Annotated in this window: 13 protein-coding genes; 6 read left to right on the top strand and 7 right to left on the bottom strand. The window is 50.6% G+C overall.

The features are described 5' to 3' along the window. Positions 1-10: 10 nt before the first annotated feature. Entirely contained in the window at positions 11-937 is a 927-nt protein-coding gene (egtD, locus tag CWE07_RS12160) for an L-histidine N(alpha)-methyltransferase (protein ID WP_111570125.1), read from the bottom strand. A gap of 2 nt (positions 938-939) precedes the next feature. Further along, positions 940-2,208 carry an ergothioneine biosynthesis protein EgtB gene (gene egtB / locus CWE07_RS12155; protein ID WP_241974136.1) on the bottom strand — a complete coding sequence of 423 codons (1,269 nt, stop codon included), beginning with the start codon at positions 2,206-2,208 and terminating at the stop codon, positions 940-942. A gap of 230 nt (positions 2,209-2,438) precedes the next feature. Between egtB and CWE07_RS12150 the strand changes: the two genes are divergently transcribed. Further along, positions 2,439-3,605: an amino acid ABC transporter substrate-binding protein gene (locus CWE07_RS12150; protein WP_111570127.1), complete on the top strand. Its 1,167-nt coding sequence runs from the start codon at positions 2,439-2,441 to the stop codon at positions 3,603-3,605. A gap of 14 nt (positions 3,606-3,619) precedes the next feature. On the opposite strand, the gene CWE07_RS12145 is transcribed toward CWE07_RS12150, so the two are convergent. After that, entirely contained in the window at positions 3,620-4,201 is a 582-nt protein-coding gene (locus tag CWE07_RS12145) for a YbhB/YbcL family Raf kinase inhibitor-like protein (RefSeq protein WP_111570128.1), read from the bottom strand. Between the two features lie 136 nt (positions 4,202-4,337). On the opposite strand from CWE07_RS12145, the gene pgi reads away from it, so the two are divergent. Both pgi and CWE07_RS12135 read left to right on the top strand, forming a co-directional pair. Then, positions 4,338-5,840, top strand: coding sequence for a glucose-6-phosphate isomerase (gene pgi / locus CWE07_RS12140; protein WP_111570129.1), 1,503 nt, complete (start codon positions 4,338-4,340; stop codon positions 5,838-5,840). An 8-nt stretch (positions 5,841-5,848) separates the two neighbouring features. Next, positions 5,849-7,027 (top strand): murein transglycosylase domain-containing protein, encoded by a 1,179-nt coding sequence (locus CWE07_RS12135; protein WP_111570130.1) that lies wholly within the window; start codon positions 5,849-5,851, stop codon positions 7,025-7,027. 7 nt (positions 7,028-7,034) lie between these two features. Here the strand turns inward: CWE07_RS12135 and CWE07_RS12130 are convergent, their stop codons facing one another. Further along, positions 7,035-7,562: a DUF6436 domain-containing protein gene (locus tag CWE07_RS12130; protein WP_111570131.1), complete on the bottom strand. Its 528-nt coding sequence runs from the start codon at positions 7,560-7,562 to the stop codon at positions 7,035-7,037. Next, positions 7,552-9,039 (bottom strand): methyl-accepting chemotaxis protein, encoded by a 1,488-nt coding sequence (locus CWE07_RS12125; protein WP_111570132.1) that lies wholly within the window; start codon positions 9,037-9,039, stop codon positions 7,552-7,554. The genes CWE07_RS12130 and CWE07_RS12125 overlap by 11 nt, the downstream gene beginning before the upstream one ends. A gap of 311 nt (positions 9,040-9,350) precedes the next feature. On the opposite strand from CWE07_RS12125, the gene CWE07_RS12120 reads away from it, so the two are divergent. From CWE07_RS12120 to CWE07_RS12110, 3 genes are all read left to right on the top strand, one after another. Further along, a complete protein-coding gene (locus CWE07_RS12120; protein WP_111570133.1) occupies positions 9,351-10,631 on the top strand; it encodes a flavohemoglobin expression-modulating QEGLA motif protein in 1,281 nt (426 codons plus the stop codon). Positions 10,632-10,652: 21 nt separating this feature from the next. Next, complete coding sequence (locus CWE07_RS12115; RefSeq protein ID WP_420836550.1) at positions 10,653-11,894, top strand: endonuclease/exonuclease/phosphatase family protein; 1,242 nt, start codon at positions 10,653-10,655, stop codon at positions 11,892-11,894. 149 nt (positions 11,895-12,043) lie between these two features. After that, positions 12,044-12,328 (top strand): hypothetical protein, encoded by a 285-nt coding sequence (locus CWE07_RS12110; protein WP_111570134.1) that lies wholly within the window; start codon positions 12,044-12,046, stop codon positions 12,326-12,328. A 25-nt stretch (positions 12,329-12,353) separates the two neighbouring features. Here CWE07_RS12110 and CWE07_RS12105 read toward each other — a convergent pair whose 3' ends face one another. Together CWE07_RS12105 and CWE07_RS12100 are read right to left on the bottom strand one after the other, a co-directional pair. Beyond that, positions 12,354-13,271, bottom strand: coding sequence for a histone deacetylase family protein (locus tag CWE07_RS12105; RefSeq protein ID WP_111570135.1), 918 nt, complete (start codon positions 13,269-13,271; stop codon positions 12,354-12,356). Between the two features lies 1 nt (position 13,272). Then, positions 13,273-15,153 (bottom strand): GNAT family N-acetyltransferase, encoded by a 1,881-nt coding sequence (locus CWE07_RS12100; protein ID WP_111570136.1) that lies wholly within the window; start codon positions 15,151-15,153, stop codon positions 13,273-13,275. Positions 15,154-15,233 lie beyond the last annotated feature (80 nt).

Genomic DNA, 15,233 nt, shown 5'->3' with positions numbered 1-15,233 from the left:
AACACAGGCCTCAATGCAGTAATACCTCGCTAAAAGCTGCGCTCGGCGCTTGCCAGGTATGCTGCAACTGCCAGCCTGCTGATTCAACCAGCGCAGCCAAGGTGGCAGGCGTGTATTTATAAGAATTCTCAGTGTGGATACTTTCCCCGCGGGCAAAGCGTATTTGCTTATCGCCTAGCGTGACTTGTTGCTCAATATCACTGACAAGATGCATTTCTATCCGACTGTGTTGGCGATTGAATATCGCGCGGTGGCTAAATTGGTCAAGTTTGAAGTTGGTGCTTAGCTCGCGGTTCATGCGCACTAATATGTTTTTATTGAAGCTCGCAGTGACACCCTTCGCATCATTGTAGGCGCGCTCTATGGTGGCGATGTCTTGCTGGGTGTCGACACCGAGCAAAAACATACTATCAGGCCCCAAACTTTGGCGAGCATTGCGTAAAAACTCCCGGGCTTCGTCGGGAGTAAAGTTACCCAAGGTTGAGCCGGGAAAAAAGCCAAGCTTGGGTATGCGTTGGTTGTCTTTTTCTAATTCCAAATGGGGCAGTTGCAAGGTTTGGGTAAAGTCACCCACCGCAGGTTTGACTTCCAGTTGCGCGAATTCTTGCTGCAAGGTGGCACCCGCGTTGTGTAAGTGCTCAGCTGAAATATCGATTGGAATAAAACCACGAATGGCTTGGCTGGTACTTAGCAACGGACGAATTTTATGCAGCGAACCTGCGCCAAACTCGACGATAACGACTTGCTTGGGCAGCCATTGGTCCAGCTCTTCAGCAACCGTCGGCAGTAACGCCATTTCGGTGCGGTAGGGGTAGTACTCGTCTAACTTACAAATTAAATCGAAGTAATGAGAGCCTCGGGCATCGTAAAAGTATTTCGGTGAAAGCCATTTCGGTTGGCTGTTAAGGCCAGTGACTGCATCCTGATAAAACGACATAGTTAACGATCCTGAGCTAAGCGCAAGCCACTGAACTGCCAACGCTGATGCGGGTGAAAAAAGTTACGGTACGTTGCGCGAATATGCGCTTGTGCGCTGGCACATGAGCCACCGCGTAATACCATCTGGTTGATCATGAACTTACCGTTGTACTCACTTAAAGCGCCTGGCGCCGGTTGGAATCCAGGGTAGGGGGCATAACTACTTTGGGTCCATTCCCAAACATCGCCAAACAGTTGCTGCAGTTGGTCACTCTTAGCGGCTTGGGTAGCGATAGCCCGTGGGTGGTACAGCTTGTCCTCTAAAAAATGTCCGGAAACCGATTGCTGACGTGCAGCGTGCTCCCATTCAAATTCAGTGGGTAAACGCGCTCCGGCCCAGCGCGCAAAGGCGTCAGCCTCATACCAGCTAATATGGGTCACCGGCTCATTCAGGTCGATACGACGGTAACCACCCCAAGTCATCAGCTGAATATCGTTTGGATCTGAGCTCTGCAGGTATTGACGCATACACCAGTAGAGTGGGCTTTGCCATTGTTGCTGCTGACTAAGTTCAAATCCTTCGGACATCCAAAAGTCCGGGTTCTGGTAGCCGCCATCGTCAATAAAGCGCAGGAAGTCGGCATTGGTGACAGGCGAGCGTGCCAAAGCAAATGGTTGTAAATAATACTGATGTTCGGGGCTCTCAATGTCATAGCCATAGCCTTGGCTGGTATCATGACCAATCAAGACTAGTCCGCCGTCATAGTCGCGCCAATTATTCAGGCTAGATACCGCTTCATCAAGTGGAGTGGCGGGCCCTGCGGCGATTTGGGTCAGCGCATAGCGGTTCAACCACAGCGCATGTTTGAAATCCGTCACCATTAATTCTTGATGCTGCATTTCGTGGTGCAGGCCGACCTGAACGATATCTTCAATTTTTGTATCGATACTGGGGAGCATACGCAGCATCGCGTCCTCAATGTGGGCGCGATAATCGCGAATACGTTCAAGGGAAGGTCTCGACACCATGCCGCGATGAGCACGCGGGTGACGCTTGCCTGCCGCGTTGTAATACGAATTGTATAAATAATTAAAGGTCGGATCGAACGCTTGGTAATCTGGGTCATGGGCCAATAGCACAAAGGTTTCAAAAAACCAGCTGGTGTGCGCTAAATGCCATTTGAGCGGGCTCGCATCGGGCATCGATTGCAATTGCGTATCTTCGGCGCTCAACCCTTGGATCAAAGTCAAACTGCGTTGACGCACTTGGCGATAAAATTCTGTCAACATTGCATTCACCATAGCTGCTTACGTTAGCAAATTTACTCGATTGTATGGGCGAAACGCTGGGTGCCGCCTGCATCTGCATGAGTGCGTTGGGAAACCTTAACTTCGTGTGTCTTGAAGATAGTCTGGAAAGTGAAACTTGTCGAAGTGGCGGGATAGTTTTGCTTAAGAAATTGAGTGTGTTACAACTGTGTTAACTTATTTATTTGAATCAAATACAGGGAACCTTCAGCATGCGAAACCGCGTCAGCATTCTGCGTACAGCCATGGCTTGGTCAAGCTTAGCGAGCGCCCTTGCGCTTACCTCAGTGGCTGGCGCACATCAACAGCCGCTCAAGATTGGTGCGACTATGTCCAATTCCGGTGCGTATGCCACCCAAGGGCAGGCGGCGGGGCAGGGCTACCAATTGTGCGTGCAACATCTCAATCAGCAAGGCGGAATACTGGGTCGTGAGGTCGTGCTGACCTTACATGATGATGGATCTGATTCGGCGCAAGCCCGCACGCTTTACCGTCAACTGATTGAAGATGAGCATGTTGACCTAATTTTAGGGCCATATGGGTCGACACTGACCGAGGCGATTGCCGACATTACCGAACAGCACCGTATGGTGCAGATAACGCCACTGGCGGCAACCAGCTCAATTTGGCAGCAAGGTCGGCAGTACCTGTTTATGGTGTTGCCACCCGCTGAAATGTTCTTGGCTGGGTTGATAGACTTAGCCGCCGAGCGAGAACTCAGCCGCGTTGCGATTATTCACGAAGACGCGCTATTTCCCGCTGCAGCGGCTCACGGTGCGCAAAATTTGGCAGTCGAGCGCGGACTGGATGTGAGACTCTTTCAGCATTACCCCAGTGGCGAGGGCGACTTTGATGCCATGGCGCAAGCGCTTGCAGCGCAGGATATCGAGGTACTTGCAATGGCCGCGTCTAACCTGACTAACTTTATTGATATGCAGCGTGCGTTAAAGGCTCATAACGTTGAGCTTGCAATGTTCGGCACGTCGGGCGCAGTGCAGCAATTTTCCGATGAGCTAGGCGCCGATGCGGAGGGGGTATTTGGGCTATCTGCTTGGGAACCTGCTGCGCCAAACCCTGGTGCCGCGGAATTTACGGCGGCTTACACCGAAGCCTATGGCCGCGCGCCCGCATTTCACTCTGCGGGTGCCTACGCAAGTTGTCAGTTATTAGCGGCAGCGGTTGAAGAAGTAGGGAGTACGGACCAAGATGCTCTGCGTGAAGCTTTGTTAGCCACGGATACGACCACCGTATTTGGGCGCTTTGCAGTAGACGAGCGCGGCTATCAAACCGCGCATGAGGGTTTATTTATCCAGTGGCAGGACGCTCAGAAAGTGATCGTGTGGCCTGCATCAGTAGCTGAGCGTCCAGTGCGTTGGTAGCCTGTGAAACTGGGTTACTCTTCACGCGCGTAAGTGGCCATAAACCCTGCGCGCGAAATTTCGTGTTGATGGATCATAAACCCAGCCAAGGCAGGGGATGCATCGTCCGGTAAGTCTAACGACTCGACATCTAACGCGTGAACGGTGAACGTGTAGCGGTGTGCGCTCGCACCTGCTGGTGGACACATGCCACCCCAACCTTTATAGCCGTAGTCATTGCGCAGCTGGATACTACCATCTGGCAAGTTAGCGCCGCCCTCAGCACCTGCATTGGCTGGTAGCGATGTGGTATTGGCTGGAATATTCACGACCCGCCAGTGCCACCAGCCTGAACCTGTGGGTGCATCAGGGTCATGCACGCTTATAGCAAAGCTACGCGCGTTGGCGGGCGCGTTTTCCCAGACTAATTGGGGTGAACGGTTCTGGCCTGAGCAGCCAAACCCGTCGAACTCAAATGCCGCGTCGATTTGCCCATCAGATTCGACATCGGGGCTGTGCAAATGAAACCCGTTCTGCGGGTGCTGATTGGTCGCATTGACTGGGTTTAAGGCGGTTAAAGCAAGGGCCACACCAGTGGCTAACACAGCAATTTTCATAGTCTTCACCTTGTATCTGAATTAAAGTTAGTCAAATAGTCACATTCTGTGGGTCTACTCAGTGTAGACCATGCCAATCTGTGGTAATTTTAAAACATCGTAAAAGCTATAAAAATTGATGACTTAAGGAATATATATGCGCACGGAATCTGAGCTGGCATTGCAACTTGCCAGCCTTGATGGACTTAAACTTGATTGGTCGTATCAAAATTTATCAATCGCTGAGTTGGAACAGTTCGCGAGCAAACGTTTACCATCGAATTTTGCCGAACTACGTGAACAGCTGATGAACGGCGAGTTTGAAAACAAAACTGAAGGTCGTAAAGTCGCGCATGTATTGAGCCGTGGTCGTGATTCAGTCGTTAAAGATTTAAAGAACTCAAAGTTTGCCAACTTAGTGCGCAAAGTTCGCAGTGGCAATTGGTTGGGCGCCACCGGAAAGCCGATTACAGATATCGTCAATGTTGGGGTAGGTGGCTCTGATCTAGGCCCATTAATGACCAGCTTCGCATTGGCTGAGTTTGCCAGTGACGTGCAGCAGCATGAGGTTCGAACCCATTTTGTATCCTCCATGGATGGCGGCCAGTTGTATGCAGTACTGCCAGTGGTGAACCCAGAAACCACGCTGTTCATTGTTGCGTCTAAATCGTTTGGCACCATTGATACCTTCGCCAATATTGATACCGTGATTGAATGGATTCAGCCCGCTTTTAATAAAGCCGGTAAGCAAACGCAAGATTGGCTGAATGCCCATGTAGTTGGGTTGTCGGCGAGCCCGCAAGCGATGACCGATTACGGTATCCCAGCTGCGCATCAACTGACGTTTAGTCAGGCAGTGGGTGGGCGCTTTTCCATGTGGTCGTCGATTGGGTTTGCGATAGCGACCACCTGTGGCGTGCGCGTGTTTGAGCGGCTGCTTGCAGGTGCAAAGGCAATGGATGAGCACTTTTTGCATGCGCAGATGCAAGACAATATTCCGCTGATTATGGCACTGACGGGGGTGTATAACCGCGAAATTAGAGGCATTAATAACCTCGCGATTTTGCCCTACGACGGGCGTTTTCGCCACTTACCAAGCTATTTGCAGCAGCTGGATATGGAAAGCAATGGTAAGCAGTGTGACCATGATGGCAAGACGATTGACTACCCTACAGGACCAATTATTTGGGGCGGGTTTGGGCCGAACGGTCAACATGCATTTTTCCAGCATCTGCATCAAGGCTATGACGCTTTCAGCGCCGATTTCGTATTAGTCAAGCGACGCGAAGCTGCCAAATTTACCGAAAGTGTGCAGGACGCGCTGGCTGCGCAGCAAGATTTGTCAGTCGCTAACTGTCTGGCTCATCGTCGCTTGATGGCCTTTGGCTACCAAGGCGATAGCCCGCGCGATTGTTACCCCGGTGGTCACCCTTCCAATTTGTTGGCAATCGACGAACTTACGCCTGAAACCTTTGGCGCCTTAATTGCTGCCTATGAGCATAAAGTGTTTACTCAAGGCGTGATTTGGCAGTTAAATTCATTTGACCAGCCAGGCGTCGAGCGTGGTAAGAAGATTGCCGTTGACGTGTTAAAGCGCATGCGTGGCGAGTCTGATACTCAATTCGATGCCAGCACTGAAGCGGTTTTAGCGAAAGGATAACCTAGTAGATGACTCAAGTCGTGAGCCAATCGCGCCGTCAATTAACCCGCTTGAGCGTGGTGTTAATGAGCTGCTTCGGCCTGAGTAGCTGCTCGCTAACCGCTGAAGATTGGCGCACTATTGCTGATCGCAGCGGCCTGGGCGAACAGGCGAAAGTCATTTTAGAGGAAAAGTTTGAACCCTTTGCGGGCACCGGCATCTTTCGCGATATTGGGAACCTAGATGAGCTGATTGACTTGCTGGGCCGCGTGCTTGAAGGCGTTTGGGGTGAGGATGAAGAGGAAGTAACTTCAGACAAGCGGCTGGTTAAATACAGCAACGACTACCAAGCGCGTGCCATTGTTGATTTTGAGCAAGGTTATTTGCAAGTGGAAACGGTCGCTACTGACGCGCCCCTAGAGCAACTCGAACAAGCATTGGTTATCGCGCTTCTGACGCCGAAAAACCTGACGCTCGAAGACGTCTTCACCGATTCCACCCCGCAATTGGGTGAACAACCGTTTTTATATAACCAAGTGTTAGACCATGACAATCAGGCGATTCGGTATGAGTGGCGAGCACAACGATTTGCTCGCCATTTAATTGATACGGCGCTCCAAACTCGACGCAGTGAAGGACGCACGATTCGTTCGGTAAGAACGGCGTTGGTAGCAGATCATCTGCATTTGCGCAGCTTACAGTTTTCTGATTCCGTACTGCGTTATTCACGTCAATATCAAATTGCGCCGGACTTAATTTATGCGGTGATCGAAGTCGAAAGTTCATTCAACCCCTATGCAGTCAGCCGTGCCAATGCGTTAGGGCTAATGCAAATAGTGCCAAATACCGCAGGCCGCGATGTGTTTGAACGAATTAAACGCATTGAGGGTGAGCCAAGCCGCGATCAATTGTTTGTACCGGACTTTAATATTGACATTGGCAGTGCATATTTACACCTGTTAGATGACGTGTACCTAAGTAGAATTACCAATCCGCAGAGTCGTCAGTTCGCCGCCATTAGCGCCTACAATGGCGGTTCTGGGAATGTGTTTCGCGCTTTTTCCAGTGACCGCGATGCGGCGATTCGACGTATCAATGGCATGACCCCAGAGCAAGTATATCAGCACTTAATTACTGCCCATCCGTTTGCTGAGACCCGTAACTATCTACGTAAGGTGCGCACTGCACGAAGCAACTACCAAAGCTAAAATTATATTAAGTGCAGCGACATGCTTTGATAAGGCCGTTGAGGAAAGTGCCGGCTAAGCGCACATTCTGGTTGACGATATCATCGATCAAGCTGTTGTCAGTGGCACAGAACGGGCCACTGGCAAAGGGCCCTGCGTACACTAACTGCTGGCCGTAAAATACCATCGCCATCGGCGATGCAGGCACTACAAAACCAAGCTGACTGAGCTGTGCAGGAGTATGTTCAACCACATTAACTGACGCATGCTGTTGCAAATGTGCATCCACATAGCTGTTACAACCGCAGCCGCCTTCGCGCACACTCACCAGTGTCACCTGGTTTGCATCAGCGGCTAAATCTAAGCGCTGGCCTATATCAGTGGGTGCTTGCCAACCGAGCCATAACTGCTCGGGGTCGAACTCACCGTAGTCTTTAAAGGTGAGGTAATACAAACCAAGAGCACTGCCAAGCAGCCAGGTTAAAAACAGCAACTCAGCCCAAAGATGACGCTTTTTTTCACCACCAGTGGGCGGCAAGTCGCGCTTAGGCTGCAAATCGATCGGCCTCACGATCCAATAGATCACTGGTTGCTTCAACGGAGCCCGCTCGTGCAACCACCTGCTTACTTTGCTGAATTTGTTCTTTCTCTATCTGGTGCAACGCTTGGGCGCTGTGAGCAACGTCTTTGCTTGCATTCGCTTGCTCTTCAATTGCCCCAGCAATGGTATTGAGGGCTTGGCTTACTTGGGCGTTATGCTCAACAATACGGTTTAATAGTTCATCACTATGGCTGACCGCCGCCAAACTGTCTTCGGCAAAACCCAGACAGTCGTCCACCCGCGCCACCGACGATTGACTGACATTCACCAAGCGCTGGATGCTACTATGAATTTGCTCTGTCGACCCACGCGTTTGTGATGCCAGTTTGCGCACTTCATCGGCGACCACCGCAAAACCACGACCCTGTTCGCCAGCGCGCGCAGCTTCGATTGCAGCATTCAGGGCTAATAAGTTAGTTTGCTCTGCAACCTTGTCGATGACCTCTAAAATGCTTTCAATATCGACCACTGATTTCGCCAAGTCAGCCACGCTAGTTTTCGCGTCACTTAAACCTTGGTTGAGGGCCGTGACACAGTGTTGTGCTTTGGCAACGGCTTGCTGACCTTGTAGTGCAGATTCGGTCGCTCCTTCAGAGCTCACAGTTGCTTGCTGAGCAAGTGCCGATGTGTGCTCGATACTGCCAGACATTTGTTCGGTCGCTGTGGCAATGCGTTCTACTTCATTCATCTTCTGTTCGATACCAGCGTGTAGCGTACGCCCGTCCGTCGACAGTTGATGGGCGTCCGCACGCATATCTGTTACTGCGCTTTCAATTTGTGCTACCGCTTGCTGAATTTTGTCCATTACATGGTTAAATTGGCGGGTGACCTTGGCACCCGTGTCGTTGCAACGTTGGCTAAGATCGATTTTACCATCGCCGCGCAGCATCGATTTGGTCACGTCATAAAATGCTTGGCCGACACTGGCTTCTTTTAAGCTATTGCGGCAAATCAATACCAGTACGGCAGCCTCCACCACAACGTACGCGGCATGAATGGCAACAATACTAAGGGTGGTGTCGCTTTGTGGCACTAAATACACGCCAGCTTGGTTATGTTGCAAGTACATAAATAATAAGTGATGCACAGCAATGACAGCGGCTGCGGTCAGAATCACTATGTAGTCGCGAAATGCAATCAGAATTGCCAGCAGTACGAAAATACCGAAGTGAATTTCGGTCATACCCATACTTTGATGAATATGCAGCGCTGAGAACAACATAAAGCTGACACCAAATGCTGCGCGCGCCAGCACATGATCGCCTAACAGGCGTTGTAATACGATGGGCATCATCAGCGCAGGGACACCAACCAGTAAGGCTGCCCACCAAGTTTGGTGCCATGCAGCCAATGCGAGCGCCATAAAAAACAGCAAAGCGTTGACCGAATGCGCAATTTTGTAGGCCATCGGGCGGAAGTTATAGTCGTACATTGATAAACCTTATATGCTTTTGCCAGAGTAAGTGGCAACAATACAAACAAACTGCAAGCATCCTAGCTATGGTTTGAAACTGGTATATGGATTAAAATCGAAAAATTAATGACACGTCATTATTCGTTTGAAAACAACATACATTCGAATACAACGCTCGCTCGTAAACAATAATCTCGCTTATTAGAACGAATAGTACGCAGAGGTGGTGTTTTTAGTTCAGCTATAGTAATTAAATCTAATATTAAGAGTCGAGATAATAGCGAACCATCCTTCATTCGCTGCGACTTATTAGCCCCAGAGAGGCCCAGATGGTAGAACAGCATTTATTGGATAGCGCTCGCCGCTTGTCCGACCGTTTAGTTCAGTTGCAAGCGCCAATTCGAGTGCTGGATGCGATTAACTGGGACCGCAGTGTGCGCGAAGAATTTTTTCGCAATAAAGCGCAGAAATTGCCGCAAATCGATGCGCAAACCTATCAGGCTAAAGCGCTAGGTTTTGACCCCAAAGAACTACGTCAGGCGCTGTCGCAATTACAACGTGATATCGTGCGTGAACTTGGGCAGTTGAGCCCAATTACTGTGCTGATGAGTCGTGCATGTCGTGAGTATCGCGACGTGGTGCGCATGATAGAAAGTCGCGGGACGCCGGAATTTCATGAGCTGTCGGTTGAGCTATATGGTCACCCGGATGATGTTTTTCATGCCGGTGAGCCGAGCTTAACGGAACTTGCACGTATGTTGCGGCAGCCATTATCCGGGCTACTTAGCACGGATGCGCTACCTGAAGAAGCAAAAGACATCGACGCCAGCGATGCTGTGGCACAGTTACAGCGTCAACTTGATGCCAGCATGTCGGAGTTACAGGTACAAGTGATGTTGTCAGATGGCATTGTCAGTGACGCCAGTGCGGGAAGCGACCGCATCAAGCTCAACCAAGGGGTGAAATTCTCACAGCGTGAATTAGACATTCTGGAAGTGCACGAGGGCTGGATTCACGTAGGGACCACCCAAAATGGGCTTAAGCAACCGTACTTAACCTGTTTAAGTAAAGGTATTCCAAGCGCTACCATCACCCAAGAAGGGCTCGCGGTATTGACGGAAATTATCACCATGCGCTCGACGCCGCGGCGGCTGGATAAGCTTGTGCGCCGTATTGATGCGGTCGCGATGGCGGCACAGGGCGCTGACTTTATTGAAGTGTATCGTCAGAACTTGGCGCACGGCATGAATCAGGATGAAGCGTTTACTCTGACCCAGCGTGTGTTCCGTGGCAGCACGCCAGATGGTCTACCGTTCACTAAAGACTTAGCCTATATCAAGGGCTTTGTGCTGGTGTACAACTTGATACAAGTCGCTATTCAGCGCGGTAAAATTGACCGTTTGCCGTTGTTGCTGTGCGGTAAAATTGCGATTGACGACTTCGCGACTTTGAGTGAATTACATGACATTGGGGTGGTTGCTGACCCCACCTACGTGCCACCGCATTTCAAAGATTTGCGTGGCCTTGCAACCTGGTTGAGTCTCAATCGCTTCCTCGGCGGCTTCTCATTCGACCAATTAGAGCACGACTACCGTGGCCTTATTTCTTAACCTTACTTGGAAGGTACCTAAATGGGTTTCAAACTTTTTGGTTTTCGCCGTGTTGGCCTGCTGGCGACGTGCGTTATGTTAACCGCGGCCTGCAGTAGCGCCCAGCCTGAGGCGGACGCTTCCCAAGTTGCGCTGCGCTTGGCCACATTTAATGTCAGCATGGAAGCGGATAACTACCTGGCTGAAGGAGAGCGGGGCGATCAACAGGTTCTCATTGAGCGCTTGGCGACAGGCGACGAACCGCAAATTCGCCATATTGCAGAAATTATTCAGCGCACACGCCCTGATATTATTTTGCTCACTGAATTTGACTATATTGACGACCCGGCACAGGGCGTTGAAGCATTTATTCGCAATTATTTGCAACAGCCCCAAGGCGGTCAAGCAACAATAGATTATCCGCACTATTATTATGCGCCAGTCAATACTGGCCAGCCCAGCCCGTTCGATTTAGATCGTAGCGGTGAAGCGACGGGGACAGGCGCTGATGCTTGGGGCTTTGGTAAATACCCAGGGCAATACGGTATGCTGCTGTTGTCAAAGTACCCAATTGATATTCCCAATATTCGTACCTTCCAGCATTTTCTATGGCGCGATATGCCTGGCTATTCGGTGACTCGCACTGCGGATGGCGATTTATGGTATAGCCCAGAGGCGTGGGCACAATTTCCACTCAGTTCTAAATCCCACTGGGATGTGCCGGTATGGGTCGGTACACAGCGTGTGCATGTGTTGGCTAGCCACCCAACCCCGCCGGTGTTTGATGGCCCAGAGAACCGCAACGGTCATCGTAATTTTGACGAGATTCGTTTTTGGCTCGACTATATTCAAGGCGCGGACTACATGTATGACGATGTCGGTGTGCACGGCGGTTTAGCCCCAGCGACGCGCTTTGTGATTATGGGCGATTTGAACGCATCACCAGATGAGGGTGACGCACGGCGTGACGGTATTGCGAATTTACTTGCCAGTGACTACGTGCAAGGCGATATAACGCCCACTAGCGAGGGGGCGGTCGCCCATTCCCAGGACCTAGTTCAGCGCGGTGAGCGTGAACTGGCGCATGTTGCCGCTCACACCGCGAGCTGGCGTATGCGCGCAGATTATGTGATTCCGTCACGCTGTGGTTTAGAGGTCATTGACGCAGGTGTGTTCTGGCCACCTAAGGGTGCGCCTGGTTATGCCTTAGTGGCAAGTCGTGGTGCCAGCTCTGATCATCGTCTGGTTTGGGTCGATACGCAAATCAGCGCTGGGTGCGAGTAATCCCACTATTTTTGCGGCATTGACCATAATTTTGCGCTTTTACACTGGTATTTCAGCATACCTTTGCGTATTGTGCCGCTTTTGTATGCCACCGCTGGTGTAACAGCGGTTATGTTATACCCCTAAGCAGTAACAAGGAACGATCACCCATGTCAGACAATTATACAGCTGAAAACGAACAACAAACCGAAACAATGCACAGCAGTGCCGCCAGCGAGTCATCGAATCAAGACAATATGCCGGAAAATATGATCAACGAGTTAGAGCATGCCGTAACGCGCTTGATTGAACAAAATCGCGAATTGAAGGCTGAAGTATTAGAGTTGCGTGAGCAATATGAGAACTTGCAGCTAGAGCAATTAGAAAAAGAAGATACCTACGCCCAACAGCGCTCTCGCATCCAGCAGTTATTGGGTCAGTTAAACGACCTGTAATGCTTGGGCTTGCTCTAGCACAGGGTTAGAGCAAGCCTTTCAAATGCGCGACCACGCTGCGCCCTAACGCACTTAAGCTATAGCCACCCTCTAATATCGACACAATGCGTCCACTCGCATGGGTATCTGCAATCCGTTTCAGCTTTTCACTTATCCAAAAGTAATCATCTTCGACCAAGAAAAACTGCGCTAATTCTTCTTCACTATGACCGTCAAAGCCTGCGGAAACGAGTATCAGCTCGGGTTTAAACTCATTCAGCGCTGGCAACCAGCTGTGATACACCGCTTCACGCCAGGCTAAGCTTTTGCTGCCAGCGGGTAGGGCGGTTTTGATAATTCCTTTGCGATGACTATGCTCGTCGCTAAACGGATACAGTTGCGATTGAAAAGATGAGCAAAACAGAACCCTCTCGTCATGCTGGAATATATCTTCGGTGCCATTACCGTGATGGACGTCGAAGTCGATAATAGCGATGCGTTGTAGATCAAACTGATGCAGCGCATGCGTGGCTGCGATAGCAACATTATTAAGCAAGCAAAAACCCATGGCTTGGTCGTAGGTGGCGTGATGTCCTGGCGGCCGCACCGCGCAGAAAGCTTGGCGATCATCACTTTGCATGACACCGTTGACCGCTGCAATACCAGCGCCAGCAGCGGCAAGTGCTGCGCGCATACTCGCTGCGGTCATCGGCGTATCAGGGTCGAGCCAGATATGTCCCTCTGATGGCGTTTTAGCAATTAATTCATCCACATATATGCGGCTGTGGGCCCGATACACGGCCTCCAGCGAGGCTGGGTCTGCGACTTGCTGACGCAGCACATAATCAAGCCCGGAACGAATCAACTGGTCGGTAATGGCAGCAATGCGTGCTGGGCACTCAGGGTGCTCAGGATCAGGGTTGTGTAAATCACAGTCGGGGTGGGTGAATAACCTAATCGCCAAACTAAGGCTCCTTCTTTGCACCGGATGCGGTTAAATCGAGGCGTAAATACACTTCGCCCGGCTCATCTGCGGGTTGACGCACAAAACCGGCGCGCTCGAACACGTTCAACATTGCGCTGTTGTCGTTGCGAACCACCGCTTGCATGCTATTTAAGCCGCGTAAACCTGCGATGCGGATCATTTCAGCCAGTAAGGTAGTCGCCATGCCATACCCTTGTACCACTTCACGGGTTACAAAGGCCACCTCGCAGCTATTATGTTGTGGAATAAGGTAATAACGACCCACCGCTTGAATCTGTGCGGCACTGCCTTTCTGGCGCACGATACACAGCGCTAAGTCTTTGGATTGATCGACACTGACCAAAGTACAGGATTTCTCCCGACTCATTTGGGTGGGCACTGCGTTATAGCGTAATTGCAGGGTTTCTTTGGTGTGGGAATAAAAGAACTCCTGTAAACGCCGCTCGTCCGATGGATACAGTGGCCGCAAATCATATTCATGGCCTTGGATCGTTAGCTCTTTGAAGCCTACATCACCAAGCTCAGGCACATCGACTGGGGTTTGCTGTTGGTAATGGGGCACCCAGTAATGTTTGCGTACATCTTTCAGTAGGCCTTCACGGAATTTTGGATGGGCCACGCGGATAAGTTCCAATGCGCGCTCGCGCACACTTTTGCCGCGTAAAGACGCGACGCCAAATTCTGTGACCACGTAGTGCACATGACCGCGTGTAGTGATCACGCCAGCACCTTCACGGATAAAGGGGACAATTCTTGAAATGGTGCCGTCTTTGGCAGTGGAGGGCATTGCAATAATTGGTTTACCGCCATGGCTCATGCTGGCACCGCGCGAGAAATCGACTTGGCCGCCAATACCGCTATAAAATTGCGAACCGATGGAGTCAGACACCACTTGTCCGGTCAGGTCGACCTCGATAGCGCTGTTGATACTGATCATGTGGTCGTTACGTGCAATATTCGCCGGAGAATTAACATATTCGCTGGGGTAGAAGCCGATATGAGGATTATGCGCGACAAAATCATAGAGTGCTTGGGACCCGACACAGAAACTGGTGACAATTTTGTTGGGGTGAAAGGTCTTTTTGCGGTTGTTGATGACCCCATCCAGCATCAATTGCATAATATCGTCCGTGATCATTTCGCTGTGCACGCCTAAATCACGGTGATTCTTCAAATAGCGCAAGGCTGCTGAACTGATTTTGCCACTGCCTATTTGTAGGGTCGCGCCATCGTCTACCAAGAGCGCAATATACTGACCAATCCGCTCAATAATTTTACTGCCCTCGGGCTCTGATGTTACCGCCGTGGGAATAGGGCTTTCATGAGACCACAAGTAATCTAGTTGATTGCGGTGCAAAAATGATTGTCCGTAAGTGACGGGCATCGCGGGGTTAATTTGCGCCACGACAACGCGTGCGGCCTTGGCTGCCGCAGACACAATATCTACGGACACGCCCATTGAGTGATAGCCATATTTATCACCAGGGGCGAGCATGATCAGCGCAACATCAATCGGCAGAATGTCTTGATTAAATAAGTTGGGAATATCTGAAGAAAACGCTGGGGTGTAGTCAGCCCGACCTTCGTTGACGGCATCGCGGATAGTACCACCACTGATATAAAAGGTATTGACCTTAAATAGCTGCTTGTACTCAGGCTTGGCCCAGTAGTTATCGGCTAAAGTAAATACTTGGACGACTTCAATGTCATGCAAGCCTTTTGAATTCGCCACCAAATCGTCGATTAAAGCGATCGGCACCGCGGCATGGCTACCAATAAAAATACGCTGGCCAGATTTTAATATCTTAGACCAATCGAGTTGTTGGGTTTCTACCGGCTGCTTCGCTGGTTGTTTGGGCATAGTCACCTCATCGTGTTGACCCTAGTGTCTCAGTTACGCCTTGTCGTCACCATACGACTTTAGCCGATGAGAATATTTGC

The sequence above is a fragment of the Aliidiomarina maris genome (assembly GCF_003987335.1).
GTDB lineage: Bacteria > Pseudomonadota > Gammaproteobacteria > Enterobacterales > Alteromonadaceae > Aliidiomarina > Aliidiomarina maris.
Note: the sequence above shows the minus strand (reverse complement) of the source record. Positions and strands in the feature narration are given on the sequence as shown.